General features: G+C 37.0%; 19 protein-coding genes and 1 other RNA gene. 19 read left to right on the top strand and 1 reads right to left on the bottom strand.

Features of this window, described 5'->3' with window-relative positions; translation table 11 throughout:
• Positions 1-348: 348 nt before the first annotated feature.
• Positions 349-912 carry a c-type cytochrome gene (locus ACFIK8_RS03630; RefSeq protein WP_375635975.1) on the bottom strand — a complete coding sequence of 188 codons (564 nt, stop codon included), beginning with the start codon at positions 910-912 and terminating at the stop codon, positions 349-351.
• Between the two features lie 104 nt (positions 913-1,016).
• Between ACFIK8_RS03630 and ACFIK8_RS03625 the strand changes: the two genes are divergently transcribed.
• The 19 genes from ACFIK8_RS03625 to rimP all read left to right on the top strand — a co-directional run bounded on the left by ACFIK8_RS03625 (position 1,017) and on the right by rimP (position 20,503).
• Complete coding sequence (locus ACFIK8_RS03625) at positions 1,017-1,748, top strand: 3-deoxy-manno-octulosonate cytidylyltransferase (protein ID WP_375635976.1); 732 nt, start codon at positions 1,017-1,019, stop codon at positions 1,746-1,748.
• Positions 1,745-2,608 (top strand): prephenate dehydratase, encoded by an 864-nt coding sequence (locus ACFIK8_RS03620; protein ID WP_375635977.1) that lies wholly within the window; start codon positions 1,745-1,747, stop codon positions 2,606-2,608. The genes ACFIK8_RS03625 and ACFIK8_RS03620 overlap by 4 nt, the downstream gene beginning before the upstream one ends.
• A 344-nt stretch (positions 2,609-2,952) precedes the next feature.
• Positions 2,953-3,360 (top strand): hypothetical protein, encoded by a 408-nt coding sequence (locus tag ACFIK8_RS03615; RefSeq protein ID WP_375668969.1) that lies wholly within the window; start codon positions 2,953-2,955, stop codon positions 3,358-3,360.
• Positions 3,361-4,947: 1,587 nt separating this feature from the next.
• Positions 4,948-5,045, top strand: an RNA gene (ffs, locus tag ACFIK8_RS03610) — signal recognition particle sRNA small type.
• A 223-nt stretch (positions 5,046-5,268) separates the two neighbouring features.
• Positions 5,269-7,209: a DNA polymerase III subunit gamma/tau gene (locus ACFIK8_RS03605; RefSeq protein WP_375647131.1), complete on the top strand. Its 1,941-nt coding sequence runs from the start codon at positions 5,269-5,271 to the stop codon at positions 7,207-7,209.
• A gap of 14 nt (positions 7,210-7,223) precedes the next feature.
• Positions 7,224-7,547 (top strand): YbaB/EbfC family nucleoid-associated protein, encoded by a 324-nt coding sequence (locus tag ACFIK8_RS03600; RefSeq protein WP_012754643.1) that lies wholly within the window; start codon positions 7,224-7,226, stop codon positions 7,545-7,547.
• A 29-nt stretch (positions 7,548-7,576) separates the two neighbouring features.
• Positions 7,577-8,182, top strand: coding sequence for a recombination mediator RecR (gene recR / locus ACFIK8_RS03595; RefSeq protein ID WP_012754642.1), 606 nt, complete (start codon positions 7,577-7,579; stop codon positions 8,180-8,182).
• A 49-nt stretch (positions 8,183-8,231) separates the two neighbouring features.
• A complete protein-coding gene (locus tag ACFIK8_RS03590) occupies positions 8,232-9,260 on the top strand; it encodes a YeiH family protein (RefSeq protein ID WP_375635980.1) in 1,029 nt (342 codons plus the stop codon).
• 738 nt (positions 9,261-9,998) lie between these two features.
• Positions 9,999-10,685, top strand: coding sequence for a tRNA (adenosine(37)-N6)-threonylcarbamoyltransferase complex dimerization subunit type 1 TsaB (tsaB, locus tag ACFIK8_RS03585; RefSeq protein ID WP_375635981.1), 687 nt, complete (start codon positions 9,999-10,001; stop codon positions 10,683-10,685).
• Positions 10,685-11,170 carry a ribosomal protein S18-alanine N-acetyltransferase gene (gene rimI, locus ACFIK8_RS03580; RefSeq protein ID WP_375635982.1) on the top strand — a complete coding sequence of 162 codons (486 nt, stop codon included), beginning with the start codon at positions 10,685-10,687 and terminating at the stop codon, positions 11,168-11,170. Before tsaB ends, rimI begins: the two co-directional genes overlap by 1 nt.
• Before the next feature lie 40 nt (positions 11,171-11,210).
• Complete coding sequence (miaB, locus tag ACFIK8_RS03575) at positions 11,211-12,587, top strand: tRNA (N6-isopentenyl adenosine(37)-C2)-methylthiotransferase MiaB (protein ID WP_375635983.1); 1,377 nt, start codon at positions 11,211-11,213, stop codon at positions 12,585-12,587.
• Positions 12,588-12,745: 158 nt separating this feature from the next.
• Positions 12,746-13,870 carry a PhoH family protein gene (locus tag ACFIK8_RS03570; protein WP_015857122.1) on the top strand — a complete coding sequence of 375 codons (1,125 nt, stop codon included), beginning with the start codon at positions 12,746-12,748 and terminating at the stop codon, positions 13,868-13,870.
• On the top strand, positions 13,867-14,358 hold the full coding sequence (gene ybeY, locus ACFIK8_RS03565; protein ID WP_375635984.1) for an rRNA maturation RNase YbeY: 492 nt from the start codon (positions 13,867-13,869) through the stop codon (positions 14,356-14,358). The genes ACFIK8_RS03570 and ybeY overlap by 4 nt, the downstream gene beginning before the upstream one ends.
• An 85-nt stretch (positions 14,359-14,443) precedes the next feature.
• Positions 14,444-15,469, top strand: a complete 1,026-nt coding sequence (locus ACFIK8_RS03560; RefSeq protein WP_375635985.1) for a hemolysin family protein — start codon at positions 14,444-14,446, stop codon at positions 15,467-15,469.
• Entirely contained in the window at positions 15,432-17,066 is a 1,635-nt protein-coding gene (gene lnt / locus ACFIK8_RS03555) for an apolipoprotein N-acyltransferase (protein WP_375656053.1), read from the top strand. Before ACFIK8_RS03560 ends, lnt begins: the two co-directional genes overlap by 38 nt.
• A 148-nt stretch (positions 17,067-17,214) precedes the next feature.
• Positions 17,215-17,628: a helix-turn-helix domain-containing protein gene (locus tag ACFIK8_RS03550; RefSeq protein WP_012754634.1), complete on the top strand. Its 414-nt coding sequence runs from the start codon at positions 17,215-17,217 to the stop codon at positions 17,626-17,628.
• Between the two features lie 130 nt (positions 17,629-17,758).
• The gene (gene metK / locus ACFIK8_RS03545; RefSeq protein ID WP_273787797.1) at positions 17,759-19,027 is read left to right on the top strand and encodes a methionine adenosyltransferase; all 1,269 of its coding nucleotides are present in this window, start codon (positions 17,759-17,761) and stop codon (positions 19,025-19,027) included.
• Positions 19,024-19,725: a tRNA (guanine(46)-N(7))-methyltransferase TrmB gene (locus tag ACFIK8_RS03540; RefSeq protein ID WP_375635987.1), complete on the top strand. Its 702-nt coding sequence runs from the start codon at positions 19,024-19,026 to the stop codon at positions 19,723-19,725. The genes metK and ACFIK8_RS03540 overlap by 4 nt, the downstream gene beginning before the upstream one ends.
• 127 nt (positions 19,726-19,852) lie before the next feature.
• Positions 19,853-20,503 carry a ribosome maturation factor RimP gene (rimP, locus tag ACFIK8_RS03535; RefSeq protein WP_375652677.1) on the top strand — a complete coding sequence of 217 codons (651 nt, stop codon included), beginning with the start codon at positions 19,853-19,855 and terminating at the stop codon, positions 20,501-20,503.
• The last annotated feature ends 7 nt before the right edge of the window (positions 20,504-20,510 follow it).

Raw genomic sequence — 20,510 nt, 5'->3', positions numbered from 1 at the left:
GTTAAACCTCATGGAGAGCTTTAATTACATAATTATTGCATTCAGAAGAAGAAAGCTGCGGCTCATGAATTTATAATCCTTCAGCAATAATTTCACAGACAAGCATATGTAGAAAAAGTGAAGCAAACGAATCTTGAAAATCAATCTGCAGATGACAGCGTAAAGAGTGCATTTTTATAAAAGATCTCTTTAAAACAAGCGAGTAAATATGTAACATTAAATGTATTCTGTTTTGAATGAGGGACGTTCCCCCTAACAAAACATCGATAAGAGCTCTTTTGATAAAACCGTGAAACTAAAATTACAAAAAATCAGACTTCTTTCTAAAATTAACATCTATGGTATAAGTTAATTTGGCTCGTTCGCTTTATTATTATCCATTGGTAAAGGAACAGGATGATCGGATAAACTGCGTAAATAAAGCAAAAGATCGGCACGATCTTGATCATTTTTAATTCCACGAAAAGACATAATAGTCCCAGGAAAAGCTTCACGTGGAGAATGTAAATAACGATCCAAAGTGATAAAATCCCATTTTTGATCAGAATGAGAACGCAATGCCCGTGAATAAGCAAAACCTGCTGCTGATGCCAAAGGGCGATTAACAATCTCCCAGAGAACTGGACCAACACGCCCTGCTTCATTGCGTCCAGAAGTATGGCATATGGCACATTGGCGAAAAAGTTTACGGCCATTTTCAAAATTGCCTTGTCGAAGACGGCTATTTAGTGATAGAGAAACATCAGGTGCTTTTTGTTTTTCTTGAAATGTATCATTCTTGGCAACTGTATGATAATATTGGGCTGATGTAGGATGATCGTAAACTATATTGCTGAGTGTAGAAATCCCCACAATAATGACCAGCACACATAAACAAGCACAAATAAAATAAATAAATCTCGAGCGATTCATAAAAACTCAAATGTTCACGGTTTCATTACCATTTTTAGTTTAAGCTTTTTCTTTATAACACACAACATCATAAATGCATCACAGATGACATTTGGAATCTTACAATGGCTCTTGAACCAATTATTCTTATTCCTGCTCGTATAGGCTCAACCCGTCTTCCTCAAAAAGCTCTCGCTGAAATTGGCGGAAAGCCGATGATTGTACATGTCGCAGAACAAGCCAAAAAAGCTGCAATAGGGCGTACGATCGTTGCAACAGATCATAATGATATTGCTAAAGCTGTTGCAGATTATGGGCATGAATGTATCATAACACAAGGTGATCATAAGTCTGGATCTGATCGTATTTATGAAGCTTTAATGCGTATTGATCCTGAACAACGTTACAATACCATTTTAAATATACAAGGTGACTTACCAACAATAATGCCTCGTGAAATCATTCATGCGCTACGCCCTTTAGAAAATAGCTTTACTGATATTGCAACCTTGGGTGCTCGAATCATTGAAGAAAATGAAAAAAGAGATCCCAATGTCGTCAAAATCATTGGTACACCTCTTTCTCAAAATCGCCTTCGTGCTCTTTATTTTACGCGCACCACAGCACCTTATGGAGATGGTCCTCTTTATCATCATATTGGAATATACGCTTATCGGCGCGAAGCACTTGAGAAATTTATATCATTCAAACCCTCTACACTCGAGCAACGCGAAAAACTTGAACAATTACGTGCATTAGAACATAATATGCGCATCGATGTGGAGATAGTTGATACAATTCCCTTAGGCGTAGACACACAACGTGATCTCGATAAAGTGCGCGAGATTTTAGCATGAAAATACTTAAAAAAACCAATAAAATTTCTTTCCAAGGAGAATACGGCGCTAATTCCCATATTGCTTGCTCCAATATGTTCCCCAATATGGATGCTGTTCCCTCTGCTACTTTTGAAGATGCCCTTAATTTAGTGGAAAGTGGGAAAGCTGATCTTGCTATGATCCCTATTGAAAATACTCTTGCGGGACGCGTTGCAGACATTCATCATCTTTTACCGCAATCATCTCTTTATATTATTGATGAATATTTTTTACCTATCCATTTTCAATTAATGGTTTTGCCCGGCGTTACATATGACGAAATTAAAACCGTCCACAGCCATACGCATGCCCTTGCACAATGCCGAAAAATCATACGAAACAACGGTTGGAAACCTGTTGTTTCTGCTGACACCGCTGGAGCTGCAAAATTTATTAAAAAAAATGCTAAACGTTCACAGGCTGCCTTAGCTCCTCTGATCGCAGCAGAACTCTATGGACTTGATATTCTTGAAAGGGATGTTGAAGATACCCCTCATAATATTACCCGTTTTGTCATCCTTTCACGCTCCAAACGACATGTTCCCAAGCCTAAAAATGGCGAAAAAATCATCACCAGTCTTCTTTTTCGAGTGCGCAATGTCCCGGCTGCTCTCTATAAAGCTATGGGAGGATTTGCAACGAATGGTATCAATATGACAAAATTAGAAAGCTATCAAATTGGTGGAAATTTCAATGCAACACAATTCTTTGTTGATATTGAAGGACATCCTGAAGATCCGATGATGAAACTTGCCTTAGAAGAATTATCTTTCTTTTCTGCAGAACTGCGTATTATCGGTACTTATCCGGCACAAAACGATCGAACATCGTATATATAAAAGCAATTCAACTTGTATAAAAATCAATGTAAAAACACAGTAACCAAACATAAAAACGCTTGTACCATATATTTCCCTTTATATATTAAAGAGAGGTTCTTGAGAAAAGTCATTTCTTCTGACAATTTATTTCAATAAAGATAACGAACTTCCAAATTAACTCTCAAAACAATTCAAATTATTATACATAATAGAGCATTCAAATCTCTTAGACTGATATCATTCTGAACATGGTTTAAAGCTAGAAAATGCAACTTAGCCCTGCTTTTAGCATTAAGTTTGAACTTTTATTTTTATAAAAACTGATTTATGATTCATCTCACTTTAGAAAAAAGGAAAGGATAATGAAAAAAATCTTCGCGCAAGGATTATTAGCCGCAAATATTTTCGCCTACTCTAGTGTTGCATTTGCTGGCTTTTGTGAGAGAAAATGGAATTTTTCGCTGGATGAAAGTGTTGTGATCACCCCATCCGATATTGTCCATCAAGGAGTTGAATACTCTTGTAGTATCTTTAAACCGAATAAAGTATCCTTCACTTTATCGTACTCTACCCCTTCTGATCTAAACAAATTGAGAATTGTTGTTGATGATGAAAAGAAAATAACCCATGATAAAGAAAAGAAGGTCTTTACACTAAAAAATATAAAATCTCTTCATATAAGTTTTCCTTCGTCAGGACATTATATTTTTAAAAATATTACGAAGAAAAAAGTTGTTGGAACGAATTGTGACACAGGAGATTATGATTAATAATATTTCTATAACATCTAAATTTGAGTAGAGTTATTCTTTTTTCAGGTATTTTTTTCAAAATACGACATGATAAGCTGTTAAAATTAATCGCTGAAGAGGTATTTTTATACTAATATGGAAAAACCTTAAGCTGCTCAGAACATTAGATATTGAAGGACTTTTGCAAAAACTAAAAGACTAAACTTAAATTGTTCTGGATTTTCTACTATAAAAGCTATTTTTTAATAAGAATATGACTTCTATCTTCGTAGCTGCTTCATTTTAAGTGCTATGAAGCACATCTTACCCAAATCACTTAGATAAACAGAAAAGCAAAATTTTCTCTATAGATGCATTCCTCGCTGCATTTTAAATCACACTCATTCAGCTTTTTGTAAAAATTCATCTCGTTTTTCCCTCCTTGTTAAAGAATATAATTATTTGAAACTATAAAATGTCGCTTATATCGAATAAGAACCATTTTTACGCTTATAAAACCAGTACCCCCTTATTTCTATAGCGCTGAATGTTGCATCTTCTCTTGTATGAGCACAGTCACTTAAAAAATATATGAAACCTTTTCTCAAATGATGAAAATTCATATATTGATCCATCTTGTGATAAACATCGATGTTTTTTAATTAAAAGAACAAGCACGCAAAGAGCGATAACATCTACTCAGTATTTATATTCGTATATGTTAAAAGAAAAAATATTACGTATTTGATATTCTCATTCACTATAGAAATCAGGTGGTGGTCTTATAAGATATTTAAGATATTGACTTATCATTATAAGACTTTGATTTTTTATACTGAATTACAATCACAAATAAAGTAAGATCCTCCCATCTTAAATCTTCATATTGAATCAATTAAAATCGTTTCCTTGAAAGTTACAAATGGGGGTGGTGTGTGAGTAAAAACGATTAAAAAAGGAATAAAAATGCTTCTTATAAAGCCTCTCAAGTGCAAGGGATCGCAACATTGGGAATTGTTAATAGTATGAGGGCTCAAATTTATACTTTTATTAAGCATAAAGAGGGTAGTGTACAATGGATTTATACCTCAAGGGAAGTATGTATACTATTTACGAGCGGGGTTTGAAATATAGTTAACAGTACTGAGCAATAGCTCTTTAAAAAGCATGTGAATGTAGAACATTAAGTTATTCTGTTTGGGATGTTCTGTTTTGTGTGAGAGGAGCAACACCATTAAAGCAATATTTGCTAATGATTTAAATAGCACTCTTTCCCCTAACTTTCGAATGTTAGCCAATTACATGATCTATCTACTTTATTTGCTTCTTTGACTGTTGTAAATTTTTGATGATTCAATTTCGTAGTTTTGGAACAGACGTATCTATCCTAACACTCTTACATGTTTCAGCGAATGAGAATAATTATACATTCAGATTATCTTAAGCGAAAAATATTTTCATACCAAATAAATATGAAGAGCTACTGCTATGAAAACTGGTAAATCCATAATCTCTTTGTTGTTTATATGTCAATAAATTAAACGCAAAGGAAAATTCTTCGTCGTTCTTAGGATATTTTTCGTTTCTGAGCTTGATTTTTCATTCCAAATCGACAATATGAACTTGGGAGGTTGGTGGTGGACGAACTGCTCGCCAACTGGGTCAGGTCTGGAAAGAAGCAGCCCCAACGAGTTTTGGTACGGGTCATCGTGCCAACCTCCTATTTTGCTGAAGAAATTATTTTTTATGCTGTCTTTTAGCGAGGTGCCTTTAATCTTCAGAGCGGCATTTTTATGCAGCAAATAAAGGGGTTTGGTTATTTTTTAACAAATTGTCCCATAAATAATTTGATTAAGAAAAAATCCTTTTATATGAGACTACAGTATTGATCTATGCTTTTGTATTATCAAAATGTACGCATAAAGAACTTCGAAGTTGGAAATATTCATGGAAAATGTACCGGTAGAAACAGCCTATCGTGTTCTTGCTCGTAAATATCGACCCCAAAACTTCTCTGACCTTATTGGTCAGGAAGCTATGGTGCGTACTCTCACCAACGCCTTTGAAAAAGGTCGTATTGCACAAGCGTGGATGTTAACAGGGATTCGTGGCGTAGGTAAAACCACAACAGCACGTATTTTGGCACGTGCGCTTAATTATAAAACAAAAGATATTGACCAACCGACAACCGTATTAGACTCTCTTGGTGAACATTGCACACAAATTATCGAAGGACGCCATATTGATGTTATAGAAATGGATGCCGCTTCTCATACGGGCATTGATGATATTCGTGAAATTATTGAACAAATACGCTATCGTCCTGTTTCTGCACGTTATAAGGTTTATATTATCGATGAAGTACATATGCTCTCAACACAAGCCTTTAATGGTTTATTGAAAACTCTTGAAGAACCACCGTCCCATGTGAAATTTATTTTTGCCACAACAGAAATTCGCAAAGTCCCTATTACAATCCTTTCGCGTTGCCAACGTTTTGATTTGCGGCGTATTGAATCAAAAGCTTTGAGTGCACATTTGCGCCAAATTGCGAAATATGAAAAGGTAGAAGTAGAAGATCAAGCACTCTCTATGATTGCCCGTGCTGCAGAAGGATCTGCACGTGATGCATTATCCATTTTTGATCAAGCGATTGCCCATAGCAATGGCAATGTTAATGCCATTGCGGTGCGTACAATGTTAGGATTAGCGGATCAAGCACGTATTATTGATCTTTTTGAATTTATCATGAAAGGCGATGTTGTTAATGCATTACATGAATTACGCAGTCAATATGAGGCAGGTGCTGATCCTCTTACTATATTGACAGAACTAGCCGACTTTAATCATTTGGTCACACGTTTACGTTTTACACCAGAAATAGTGGAAGATTTCTCACTGACTGAAGAACAACGTTTAAGAAGTTTAGACTTTTCAAAAAAACTTTCCGTTCCTATTTTATCCCGAAACTGGCAAATGTTACTCAAAGGTTTACAGGAAGTTAATCAAACTGCACGTCCGCTTCAAGCCGCTGAAATGCTTTTAATTCGTCTTGCTCACACGGCTGACTTACCAACTCTTGATGAAGCTTTAAAAAAGCTTACGCAAGAAAAAACACCTCTCACACTGGTTAAAAACTCTTCTCATCAAGAATCTACAAATGCAGATAATATAACAAAAGAAACAATGGTCGAAGCCCATGCTTCCTCGAGCGTTTCAAATACATTACCAGATCAATCAGATTTAAAAACATCCTTGAAAAACCAATTAGATCATTCCTTACAACCGGAAAATTTAGTTAGAAATCAAAAACCTGACAAAATCAACGTCCAAGAAGTAACAGAAACTCTTGAAAATTCTCAATCTATTGATCTTTCTGAAAAGAGTGCAAATTTATCGCATTCTGTCACGCAAACAACAGAAAAGATTACTCAACCTAAAACTCTAGTGATTAATTCTTTGCACGATATTGTTCAATTAGCCGAACAGCATAATGATGCCCCTTTCAAACTTCTTATTAAAGAATTTGTTCATCCTGTTTCTTTTGAAGCTGGGCATATTACCTTAAGACTTTCTGAAAATACCCCACAATTTCTTGCTCATGATATAGAAAAAAAGATATCTCAATGGACTGAAAAACGCTGGACAATAACTTTTGTTAATGAAGGAGGTGGCCCAACCTTACAGGAGGAAAGTATAGCGATTCAAAAGACTCTTTTTTCCAATGCAGAAACAGATCCTGATATCGCGAAAATCCTCAACCATTTCCCAGAAGCAAAAATTGTCGATATTCGACTCAATAAAGAAGAAAATGATCTTGATTTACTCCCCAATACCTTTAAAAATGCTGATATTTTTAAAAATAAAAATGATATCAATGATGAATAAGGATACCTATTCCTATGCGTGAAATGATGAGTATGATGAAAAAAGCCAAAGAAATGCAAGAAAAAATGCAGAAGATTCAGGAAGAAATAGCTAATCTGCAAGCTACCGGCACTGCAGGCGGAGGTCTCGTCAATATCACTTTAAATGGCAAAAATATTATAACAGCAATTCAAATTGATCCTTCATTACTCAAACCTGAGGAAGCTGAAATTCTCGAAGATCTCATTATGGCAGCTTATAATGAAGCAAGAACAAAAATCGAAATCGCAATAGAAGAAAAAACCAAAAGTATAACGGCAGGGATACCGCTCCCTTCGGGTTTCAAGCTTCCATTTTAATGAAACGGATTTTTCCGTGGGACAAAAATATGTCTAAATACATTGCAGGACCTGAGATTGAACGTCTCATTCAGATTTTATCACGTATACCAGGTCTTGGTCCACGTTCAGCGCGTCGTGCTGCGCTTCATCTTATCAAAAAAAAGGAAACATTGCTGGAGCCTTTAGGAGCAGCTATACAAGCAGCTATAGAAAAAGTCGGCATTTGTTCTGTTTGTGGAAATGTCGATACCATTGATCCTTGTTCAATTTGTACAGATTTGCGCCGCGATGATACAACAATCATCGTTGTTGAGGATATTGCTGATCTGTGGGCTCTTGAACGCGCAAAAACTTTAGCCGCACGTTACCATGTATTGGGTGGACGACTCTCCCCCTTAGATGGAATAGGTCCTGACGAACTCAACATTGCCACCTTAATACAACGTGTTGTACAAAATCCTATTACGGAAATTATTCTTGCTGTCAATGCGACTGTCGAAGGTCAAACAACTGCTCACTATATCACCGATCAGCTCTCTAACTTCTCCGTTAAAATTACGCGACTTGCTCATGGTGTTCCTGTAGGAGGCGAGCTTGATTATCTTGATGATGGAACTTTAGCAGCAGCTGTACAAGCACGAACAAATCTCTAAAACTTTTTCCTCTTCACCTTTAGCTCTTTAATGACGGGGGAATATTAAAATGTCAAAGAAAAAACTCTCATTTTTGAACGACCTTGGTCCAGGTATTCTATTATGCCTGCTCATATCTGCCTTAGCTTATGGTTTAGAAGTAATAGAAAAACAGTTTTTCGCAGAAGCGTGGCTTGAAAGCCTTGTTTTGGCAATTCTTTTAGGATCAATTACTCGTAGCTGTTTTAATCTGCCCAAATATTTCCAAAAAGGTATAGTCTTTTGTGCAAAAACGCTTCTTGAAATTGCTATTGTTCTTTTAGGGGCAAGCATTAGCATCCGTGCTGTTCTTTCAGCCGGTTGGAATTTGCTTGCAAGCATCGTATTCGTTATATTTATAACGATCCTCATTAGTTTTGTTATAGGCAGACTTTTTGGACTTTCTGCAAATTTAGCAATGCTGGTCGCTTGTGGTAATGCCATTTGTGGCAATTCAGCTATCGTTGCAACTGCCCCTGTCATTCATGCTAAACATGAAGATGTAGCGGCAGCAATTGCTTTTACCGCTCTTTTAGGGGTTCTTATTATTTTATTTCTCCCTTTTTTACACCCACTTTTGAATTTATCATTTAACCAATACGGTGTGCTTGCTGGCATGGTTGTTTATGCTGTACCACAGGTCTTAGCAGCAACAGCGCCAATATCTTTCGTGAGCGTTCAAATTGCAACAATTGTCAAATTGGTGCGGGTTTTAATGTTGGGCCCTGTTATTTTTATCCTATCCATCATCTATCGTCGATCAGCACAAACACATTTTCGTCTACATACTCTCGTCCCATGGTTTATCATCGGTTTTATTATCATGATGCTTATTCGTTCAAGCGGACTTATTCCTGAAACGGCTATAAACCCGATCAGACTTATTGCTCAACTGTTCACGGTCATTTCAATGGCAGCTTTAGGATTAGGTGTTGATATCCGCTCATTAAAAAAAGCAGGATGGCGCGTTATTTTAGCTTCAACTTCCTCCATACTCCTTCTTGGCGCGTGTAGCCTTATCATGATAGGATTGATTGATCTGAACCATATAACATTTTGAAATATGCATTTATTATTATTTTTCAATGGAGCATGCAATCAATCCAAAGGTTCACTAATATTAAAATCAGTTCTTTCATACAACCAGAAAAAGTTCTAAAATACTGCTCATTATTCTATACAAAAAATTAAAAGAGCTGATATTTAAGTGAAAACTGTCAAATTTGCTTTTCAGTCCATAATGATTTGCAACGGCGTAGTATTAAAATACGTAACTCATGCAAAACAATGCCATTTCTTTCATCTGCTCTCATTACGCTGAAGTTTTTATATAAAGACTGATAGAATATGCTCTTATTGGGAAAAAATGTGGGGTCATGGCTTTCCCCCTTTTAACTTACTTTTACTTACTATGGAATACAAATGGCATCATCATACTATTTGATAGCTCAAAATGTTTGTGACAATCCTTACATTTAAACGATTCGTGAAAGGAGTTTTTATTCTTTTCTTCAACAGTTTTTATTCACACCCTAATTCCGCTTGTAATATACAAGCTAATAACTTTAATTGTCTCACCATAAGTAGATTTGAAATAAGAGAATCTTACAATATTCAAGGTACTCATTCAAAAAGTGAAAACAAATAGGGATTAAATCAACATCTCGTTCTATCCCATAAAAAGATATTGTTGCTTATTGGCACTAGTAACTTTCTTACAAATGAAATATACGATAATAAAAAGATTAAAAATACAGCAGGACTTTTGTTTATCGTTTTATTCAACTAAAATATTTTTATGCTTATCCTTGCTATAGATACTGCTTCAATTTATTGTGCTGTTGCGCTCATTCGTCATAAATCTGTTATTGCGCATATCAATGAGCGCATGAACAAAGGGCATGCTGAAAAACTTATTGGGCAGATTACACAAACAATGACACAAGCCAATATGACGCTTGATCAAGTTGAGCGTATTGCTGTCAATATTGGACCTGGATCATTTACTGGTGTACGTGTCGGTGTTGCAACAGCGCGCGCTTTGGCATTAGCACTTGAAATACCTGCTGTTGGAGTAAGTGCTCTTGAAGCGTTAGCAGCACAAGTAATAAACAGTAAAAGTACAGCATCAGCAATTACTGTTGTCATTGAAGCAGGGAGAGAGATGTTCTACCATCAAAATTTTCATAATGATCTCACACCTTTGGGAGCGCCGGGATTAAAAACAATTGAAAATATCCTCGAAGATTTACCAAAAAAAACCCGACTGACCGGCCCAGCTACTGATGTCATTGTGGAGCATATTAAAAGCCATAAAATAAACGAAAAAATTGTCCTAGAAAAAATCCCCTGCGAAGCGGCTGATATTGTAAACTATGCTTATCTTGCCGCAAACAAACAATCAAAAAATTCTCCTCGCCCACTCTATCTACGCAGTGCTGATGCAAAACAACAAACCAATTTTGCTTTACCACAAAAAAAATAATGCCCAAATTTTCATTGACAAAAAAGAATTTTGGAATTGCTCCGCTACAAGTTAATGATAGTGCTTCACTTCATCAAATTCATCAACATTGTTTTACCCCGTCTTGGGAAAAACAAGCTTTTGATAATTTCTTAATAGATCACTCTATCTTCTTCGGATACAAAGTTTTTCTCATTGATCGCTCTGATCAAATTTTAGGCTTTTGCCTATGCCGTCTCATCCTTGATGAAGCAGAAATCATCACAATTGCTGTTCACCCTCATTATCGTCAACAAGGAATTGGTACCTTTCTTATCGAAAGCACAGTTCACCATCTTCACGACAAAGGCGCTATAAAATTATTCTTGGAAGTAGAAGCCACAAACCTTTCTGCTTTGAACCTTTATCAACGCTTTGAATTTCAAAAAATTTCTGAACGTCTTGCCTACTACCCCTCAAAAAATGGTCGTGGTGATGCAATTATCATGCAAAAAACTTTTAAGTAAATAGATTGAGATTTGTGTAAAAAACATTTACACATGCACCATGAATAAAGTAAACCCTAAAAATACGCCTCCTGTTGCTCCGAAAAAGGTTTTTATCAAAACCTATGGATGTCAAATGAATGTTTATGATAGCCAACGGATGACTGATAGTCTCAGTTCGCAAGGCTATGTGACAACACAAATTCCCAATGAGGCCGATCTTATTCTTGTTAATACCTGTCATATTCGTGAAAAAGCAGCAGAAAAACTTTATTCTGATCTCGGTCGTTTGCGCGTTATGCGTCAAGAGCGCACACCTGATAACCCCCTGATGGTTGGTGTAACGGGTTGTGTTGCACAAGCTGAGGGAAGTGAAATCTTGCGCCGTGCTCCAACAGTGGATCTTGTTATTGGTCCGCAAATGTATCATCGCTTGCCAGAATTGTTAGAGAAAGCCAAACAAGGAAAAAAAATTATCGAAACAGACTATGCTGTTGAAGATAAATTTGCTCATTTGCCGCCCCATAATAAACATGCAGTAAGAAAACGAGGTGTTAGCGCATTTTTAACAGTACAAGAAGGTTGCGATAAATTTTGCACTTTTTGTGTTGTGCCCTATACACGCGGTGCCGAAATATCACGATCCGTTGAGCAAATTACTGAAGAAGCCCTTCAACTCATCGAAGCGGGTGTCAAAGAAATTACGCTGCTTGGACAAAATGTCAATGGTTGGCATGGACAAAGTGCTGATGGCAAAACTTGGCGTCTTGGCGATCTTCTTTATCATCTTGCAAAACTCGATGGTTTAAAGCGTTTGCGTTACACAACCAGCCACCCACGTGATATGGATGACAGCCTTATTGCCGCGCATCGAGATCTTGATATGTTAATGCCTTACCTCCATCTTCCTGTTCAATCAGGTTCAGATCGCATCTTAAAAGCTATGAACCGCCAACACAAAAGCTCTCATTATCTTCATCTTATCGAAAAAATTCGAACCGCACGGCCAGATATTGCCTTTTCAGGCGATTTTATTGTAGGGTTTCCAGGAGAAACAGACGAAGACTTTGAAGAAACCATTAAACTTATTCAACAAGTACAGTACAGTTCAGCTTATTCTTTTAAATATTCCCCCCGTCCTGGAACAGTGGGAGCCACAATGAAAAATCATGTTGATGAATCTGTGAAAGATGCCCGCCTTCAACATTTACAAGTCCTTCTCCTTGAGCAACAAAATGCGTTTTTGCGTTCTAAAATTGGTCAAAAAACTGACGTTCTCATCGAAAAACCTGGACGTCACTCAGGGCAAATGGTAGGACGTTCCCCTTGGCTTTTACCTGTTGTCGTAGATACAGAAGCCTCTACAGGTAGTGTAATAGAAATTCATATTAAAAATGCAAGCTCAAACAGTTTTGTTGGTGAAGTGACAAATAGATAAACATACTTCTAAAACCTTGTTCACAATAAATATTTTTGAAAACTCTTTTATTTTAAAAGAAAATGATTACATCTAAAACGTGCACTTTTTTTAAAAAATGTCTTTTATAGAATTTACTTAACAAAACGTGCAATATTTATGTAGATATGGAGAATAGGCTGAAAGCTTCAACCGAAAAAATAAAGCGTATTAAAGAAAAAGTAAATATGTCCCTTGAAAAGGCTGATACCTTGAAACAAACAAGCGCTTCAGATCCGAGCCAAGTTGTTTTGATTTTCGAAAATAATAAATATGCAAAAGCAGTTTTTGGTAAATTTGACGAAAATCTCGCTTATATCGAAAAAAAACTTGAACTTAGTATTCATCCGCGTGGTAATGAAGTCTTAATCCGTGGAAATATTTCTGTTATAAAACGTGCGCAATATGTATTGCAGCAACTTTATGAACGAGCCAAAACACACCAAGAGCTCACTTTATCAGATATAAAAGGAGCGCTTGCTATGGCAAATATACCAAAGAAGCAGAAAGAAGACACAATAACACACAAATCTGCAACGAAACGTATACCAGCACGGTTGAGTACCCATAAAAAAATAATTCATGCAAGAACTCCAATACAAGATGCTTACATACGCGCTATGGAGCATACTGAACTTGTGTTTGGTGTAGGACCAGCAGGAACAGGCAAAACGTATCTTGCTGTTGCTCATGCTGCAATGCTTCTAGAACGTGGTATCATTGAGCGAATTATTCTCTCACGTCCGGCTGTTGAAGCTGGAGAACATCTTGGTTTTCTTCCCGGTGATCTCAAAGAAAAAGTCGACCCATATTTACGACCACTTTATGATGCTCTTTATGATATGATGCCCGCTGAAAAAATAGAACGCATTTTAGCTTCTGGTGTCATAGAAATTGCTCCTCTTGCCTTTATGCGCGGACGAACACTTGCCCATGCTGCTGTTATTCTTGATGAGGCACAAAATACTACGCCCATGCAAATGAAAATGTTCCTCACACGTCTTGGAGAAGGAACACGTATGATTGTTACCGGTGACGTAAGCCAAATTGATTTGCCTACAGGGCAAAAATCAGGTCTCATTGAAGCAATTCGCATTCTTTCAAATGTAGAAAATATTGCGATTGTACATTTTGATGAAAAAGATGTTATACGCCATCCACTTGTTGCTGCTATCGTTCGTGCTTATGATCGCGATTCCGAAATACAAAATAAAAAAAAATCATTCGCATGCGGTGCATTAAAAAATGAATTTGATTCATCATGATTATTATTGATATAATGGTTAAAAGCGCAGGGTGGAATGATGAGAAAATGCTTTATAATATCACTGAAAAAGCATTAATGACGACTATGCATCATGTTTCATTGGCAAATGTTGTAAGCGAGATTAGCCTGCTTTTTACGGATGATAAACATATGGCACAAATCAATGCACAATGGCGCAACAAAAACAAATCTACTAATGTATTATCCTTTCCTGCTTTTCCACTTAAAGCTGGAAATCGACCTGGTCCCATGCTCGGTGATATTATTATTGCGCGAGAGACTGTTGTTCTCGAAGCAGAAAAACAAGGAAAAACATTTCAAGACCATTTAACGCATATGATTGTTCATGGTATCTTGCATCTGCTTGGCTATGACCATGAAACTGATAATGAAGCATATCAAATGGAAAAGCTCGAAAGAGAAATTCTGCAAAAGCTTTCCATAAAAGATCCTTACGCTGAATTGTCTATAAATGATAAAATTTAACTTTTAAAATCAATATTACGAGCATACCATTTAAAGCCTCTCATTCACCTAATTATAAAAAGAAAGTTTAGAAGATTTCAAAACCATGACAAACAAAACAAATGCACAAAATAATAGTCAAACATCTTCTAATAATGAAAAAAAAACCTCTCAACAGACGAATCATACAGAAAAATATTCTCTGATGAATCATTTGTTTTCATTCTTACGGGGTCGTAATTGTGTGTCTACATCACTGCGCGATGATCTTACCGTTGCACTCACGACTGACAATGAAAAAGACACTGCCCTCTTCTCACCTGAAGAACGTACTATGTTACATAATATTTTACGCTTACGTGAAGCACGCGTGGATGATGTTATGATACCACGTTCTGAAATCGAAGCACTGGAAATAAACACTTCACTTGGAGAAACCCTTAAATGTTTCGCAAAAATTGGTCATTCTCGCTTACCTGTTTATGCTGAAACTTTAGATGATCCGCGCGGCATGATTCACATCCGCGATATTCTTAACTATATGACACGCTTTATTGTCATCCCAACAAAAACCGAACAGAAATCCGATTTGCTTCAATTAAACCATACAGACTTACATACCCCAATCGGTGAATTGGATCTGATCCGAACTGTTCTCTTTGTTCCAAGTTCCATGCTTGCAAGTAAATTATTAACACGAATGCAAACTACACGAACTCAAATGGCTTTAGTTATTGATGAACATGGGGGAACAGATGGTCTCGTTTCAATGGAGGATATTGTTGAATTGGTCGTTGGTGATATCGAAGATGAACATGATAATGTCGACAATGCTATCGTACGTGAACCAAACAATAAATGGCTCGTTGATGCAAGAACTGAACTAGAAGATGTGGAGAAAGCTCTTGGTCCTGATTTTATCGTAGGGGAATATGGTGATGATGTTGATACGATTGGTGGTTTGATCGTCTCCATTCTTGATCGCATTCCTGCCAAAGGTGAAATTGTCGAAGCTGTACCTGGTTATAGATTTCGTATTTTAGAAGCTGATAAACGCCGGATTAAGCGATTGCGTATTTTTCGCATTCCAAAAAATGAGAATCTTGAGAACAATGTCATCCCTAAAGAATAGTCCAGCGTTTTTAAACAATTTCATCGTTTTTTTGTCCTCTGTTACCGGTTGGAAGCGCCAAGCATGGATATTTCTGTGTGGTGCTCTTACTTCTTTTGCACTTCCACCCTTTTATTTGACACCTCTTTGCTTTTTAACTTTCCCTCTCTTTATTGTTTTACTTGACTCAATACGGGCCGCAAAAAACAATAAAAAACATTTTTTTATTTACGCTTTAAGCTGTGGAACCTTTGGTTTTAGTTATTTTATTTGCGGACTTTGGTGGCTATGCAATGCTTTGTTAACAGATCCAGATTCTTTTGGTTGGGCAGTCCCATTAGCCATTTTAGTTCCTCCACTCTACCTTTCTCTTTATTGGTTTTTTTCTGGTTTCATTGTTGGTTTATTATGGACAAAAGGAATAGCACGCTTTTTTGTTTTAGCCTTTGCATTAGGATTGGCCGAGTGGTTGCGTGCGTTTTTATTCACAGGATTTCCATGGAATGCTCTTGGCTATACAGCCATGCCAACCCCAATGTTCATGCAATCTGATGCAATCGTGGGACTTTACGGAATGAATATTCTTGCTGTCTTAGCCTACAGTTTGCCAACTGTTTTATTAACAGATGAAAAAAAGAAAGTAGCACTTTCTCTCTGCTTATCACTTATATTTATTCACAGTGGTTTTGGGTTTTATCGTCTTCATACTATAGAAAACACAGCTGAAAATCAAAAAAGTTCTTATTGGGTGCGCATTGTTCAACCTTCCATCCAACAAAATATAAAATTGCGTGATAATACACGAGAAGCTATGTTGGAAGCGCATATGAATCTAAGTGCAATGCCAACAACTGACCAAAATTCAGAACCCGATTTTATCGTATGGCCCGAAGCTTCCGTTCCTTACCTTCTCTATGATAACTCATCTATCACAATGCGCATTGCCTCTCTTTTAAAACCTAAACAATGGGCTATTATCGGAGCAATACGAGCCAGCAATGATCTACCTCATTCCCAAACACAATATTTTAATACAATTGCAGTCATTAATGCTCAAGGTAATATTTTAAATACTTCCGATAAACTTCATTTGGTTCCTTTCGGTGAGTATCTTCCTTATCAGGATTTATTGAAAAAAATTGGATTGCGTACCCTTGCCGATAATATTGGTGGATATAGTGCTGCAAGTGTGCGCAAAATTGTTACAATGCCAAACGGATTTTCTTATCTACCCTTGATTTGTTATGAAGCAATATTTCCCCATGAAATGACTTTTAAAGGCTCCTCGCCTCAAGCAATTATTAATATTACAAATGATGCATGGTTTGGTGTAACACCTGGACCCTATCAACATCTTCAACAAGCACAACTTCGTGCCGTTGAACTGGGAATCCCCCTCATACGAGCAGCCAATAATGGAATATCAGCTGTTATTGATTCTTATGGACGAATCGTTGTAGCTCTTCAACAAGATGCTGTGGGCATTATTGATTCACAAGTTCCATCATCCATTACCCCTATAGGAAGCAATGAATACAGAACTTTCTCTACTTTTATCTTATTCATCCTTATGCTATTGTGTCGTGTTGGTTTTGGTTCTACAAAACAGCTTAAATGATTCAAGTGCCCTTTGTACGGTATTATGTTGCGTGTACCAGTAATATTGGGAAAAAATATTACATATTATCTTAATTATATGATGAATCAGCTTCGTATAAATATGATGTTGGCTTAGAAGAAACGTGCTGGAAATAAAGAGTTGCATTATGACCGAAACTAGAAAAAAACCTGACCCTATAGATATCTATGTTGGAACTCGTATCCGTTTACGTCGTAATATTTTAGGACTCACTCAAGAGAAACTAGGCGAAAAATTAGGAATTACTTTTCAGCAAATCCAAAAATATGAAAAAGGAACAAACCGTATTGGTGCCAGTCGTCTTCAAGCGATAGCGGAAATTATGGATGTTCCTGTTTCTTACTTTTTTGATAAAGGTATTACCTCCCAACAAGTAGAGGGTTTTGCTGAAAGTGATCACAATTTTATAGACTTTTGTTCTAGCAGCGAAGGGATTCAGCTCATGCGCGCTTTTACAAATATATCTGATGCTAAAGTGCGTCGAAAAATTATTGACTTGGCAAAAGCACTTTCTGAGGAAGATTTGACAAATAAGCTATAAATTAAAATTATATCTTTTTTCTTTTATTCATATAAATTTTCATTGACGATTTGCTGTAGAATTAGCAAATCGTGACAACTTTAGTAAGCAATTAATTAAATCGTTGATTTTCTTTTTTGAAGGAGTTCCTATGCCGCATCAAGATTATCTTTTTACGAGCGAATCGGTATCGGAAGGACATCCTGATAAAATTTGTGATCGTATTTCCGATGAAATCGTTGATATGATCTATAAAGAAGCTGAAAAGACTGGTACTGATCCATGGTTAATACGCGTTGCCTGTGAAACTCTCGTCAGTGTCAACCGTGTTGTTATCGCTGGTGAAGTGCGTGTTCCCGATACGCTATTAAAAAAAGATAAAAATAAAGAATTTATCTATGATGAAACTGGCTTTCCACTCATTAATCCTACGCGTTTTCGTACAGCAGCGCGCCGTGCTATTCGTACCATTGGCTATGAACAAGCAGGTTTCCATTGGAAAACTGTTAAAATTGATGTTCTTTTGCGCCCTCAATCAGCTGACATAGCAAGAGGAGTTGATAATGCTACGGATCGGCATGGTGAAGAAGGAGCAGGTGATCAAGGCATCATGTTTGGATATGCTTGCCGTGAAACACCTGATTTCATGCCTGCGCCGATTTATTATGCGCATAAAATTCTCAAACTTCTTGCCACAGCCCGTCATAAAGGAGAGGGAGAAGCTGGAAAATTAGGACCAGATGCTAAAAGCCAAATAACCATACGCTATAAAAATGGAAAACCGATAGAGGTCACATCCATTGTTCTTTCAACGCAGCACCTCGATGAAAGCTGGGATTCCAACAAGGTACGTACAGTGGTTGAACCTTACATTCGTCAAGCTTTACATGACATTCCCATTGCAGATCAATGCAGTTGGTATATTAACCCAACAGGAAAATTTGTCATTGGTGGTCCTCAAAGCGATGCCGGATTAACAGGACGCAAAATTATTGTGGATACTTATGGAGGTGCAGCACCCCATGGAGGCGGTGCTTTTTCAGGAAAAGATACAACAAAAGTTGATCGTTCTGCAGCCTATGCGGCACGCTATCTGGCTAAAAATATTGTTGCTGCTCATTTAGCAGAGCGATGCACCATTCAACTCTCTTATGCAATTGGTATTGCACAACCTTTATCTATTTATCTCAATCTTCACGGAACAGGAAAAGTCGATGAAAAAGTTATTGAAGCAGCCATTCGCAAAATAATGGACCTTTCACCTACCGGCATTCGAAAACATCTTGACCTCAATAAACCTATTTATGCGAAAACAGCTGCCTATGGTCATTTTGGGCGAAAACCAAAACACGATGGTTCGTTTTCATGGGAAAAAACTGATCTCGTGAAAACGCTTCAAACAATGATCCAAATCCCATGATTAAATATAATACACGCAAGAGTGAAGCATTTTTTGGACGCCGACAAGGAAAACAACTTCGAAACAGTCATCTTACACGTATAAAAATGCTTCTCCCCAATTTAAATATTGATTTAAATGTCCCACCTCCCTCAAACCTTACATCCTTATTTTCAAGCAAAGTAAGAGAAATTCGACTTGAAATCGGCTTTGGTGGAGGTGAACATTTACTTCATGAAATGGAATATTTTCCAAAAACCGGTTTTATCGGCGTCGAGCCCTTTATCAATGGCATGGCAAAAATATTGTTGTCTCTTGAACAGCATCAAAACTATCAAAATCATCTTCGCCTCTATAATGATGATGCTACACGCCTCCTTGATTGGCTCCCTGATAACTCGCTTGATGGAATAGACCTCTTCTATCCTGATCCTTGGCCGAAAAAGAAACACTGGAAACGACGTTTCATCAACACAAAAAATCTTAACCGTTTTGCTCGTGTTCTTAAAATAGGGAAAATTTTTCGCTTTGCTAGTGATATCGACAGTTATGTAAACTGGACTTTGTACCATTGTGCACAACATGATCACTTTGAATGGAAAGCAGAAAACCCTCAAGACTGGAAACTCCCTTATCCACTATGGAAAGGAACCCGCTATGAAGCAAAAGCTTTACGCGAAGGACGGACGCCCGCCTATCTTACCTTTATCAAGAAATAAATGATCAAGCGCTTTTCTCATAAACAACTTGAAAAATTTTGAATTTAAGAGTATCAATAGCTAAATTCTTGGTCTTATGATGAAGGGTGGGCCGTTGGACCCGCTCTTTTTTAATATCATAAAACTGATGAAAACAACTTGGATAAAATGTATGAACGAAGCTGAAAAAATAAGCAATCTTGACGAACCACGCCTGTTTGAAGAAGATGGTATCGAAGCACAGGTTGCTGCTCTTGTCATACCACTACTTAAACCTTTAGGTTTTCGTTTGGTTCGTGTGAAACTTCTTGGTCAAAATGGTTTAACACTTCAAATTATGGTTGAACGTGCCGATGGTTCTATGACCGTAGAAGACTGTGAAACTGTTAGTCGAACTGTTTCCCCCCTCCTTGATGTACAAAATGTTATTGAACGCAAATATCATTTAGAAATCTCATCACCTGGAATTGATCGTCCATTGGTAAGAAAATCTGACTTTTTTCATTGGCAAGGGCATCTTGCAAAAATTGAAACCAAAATAACAATTGATGGACGCCGAAAATTTCGCGGGACATTTACAAATATCACGCAAGATGGATTTATTTTAAACACTGATAAAGCTGCTTATGGAGAAGCCATGTATACCCCTATTTCCTTTTGTGATATCATAAATGCGCATTTAGTGCTTACCGATGAGCTTATTCGCGATGCATTGAAAAAAAATAAAGAGTTAAGTCAACAATTCATTGCTGAAGAGAAAGCTAACGACTCTATACAGACGCTCAATTTCAAAAAATAATATCACT

This window comes from Bartonella sp. MR168JLCBS, assembly GCF_042194175.1.
Note: the sequence above shows the minus strand (reverse complement) of the source record. Positions and strands in the feature narration are given on the sequence as shown.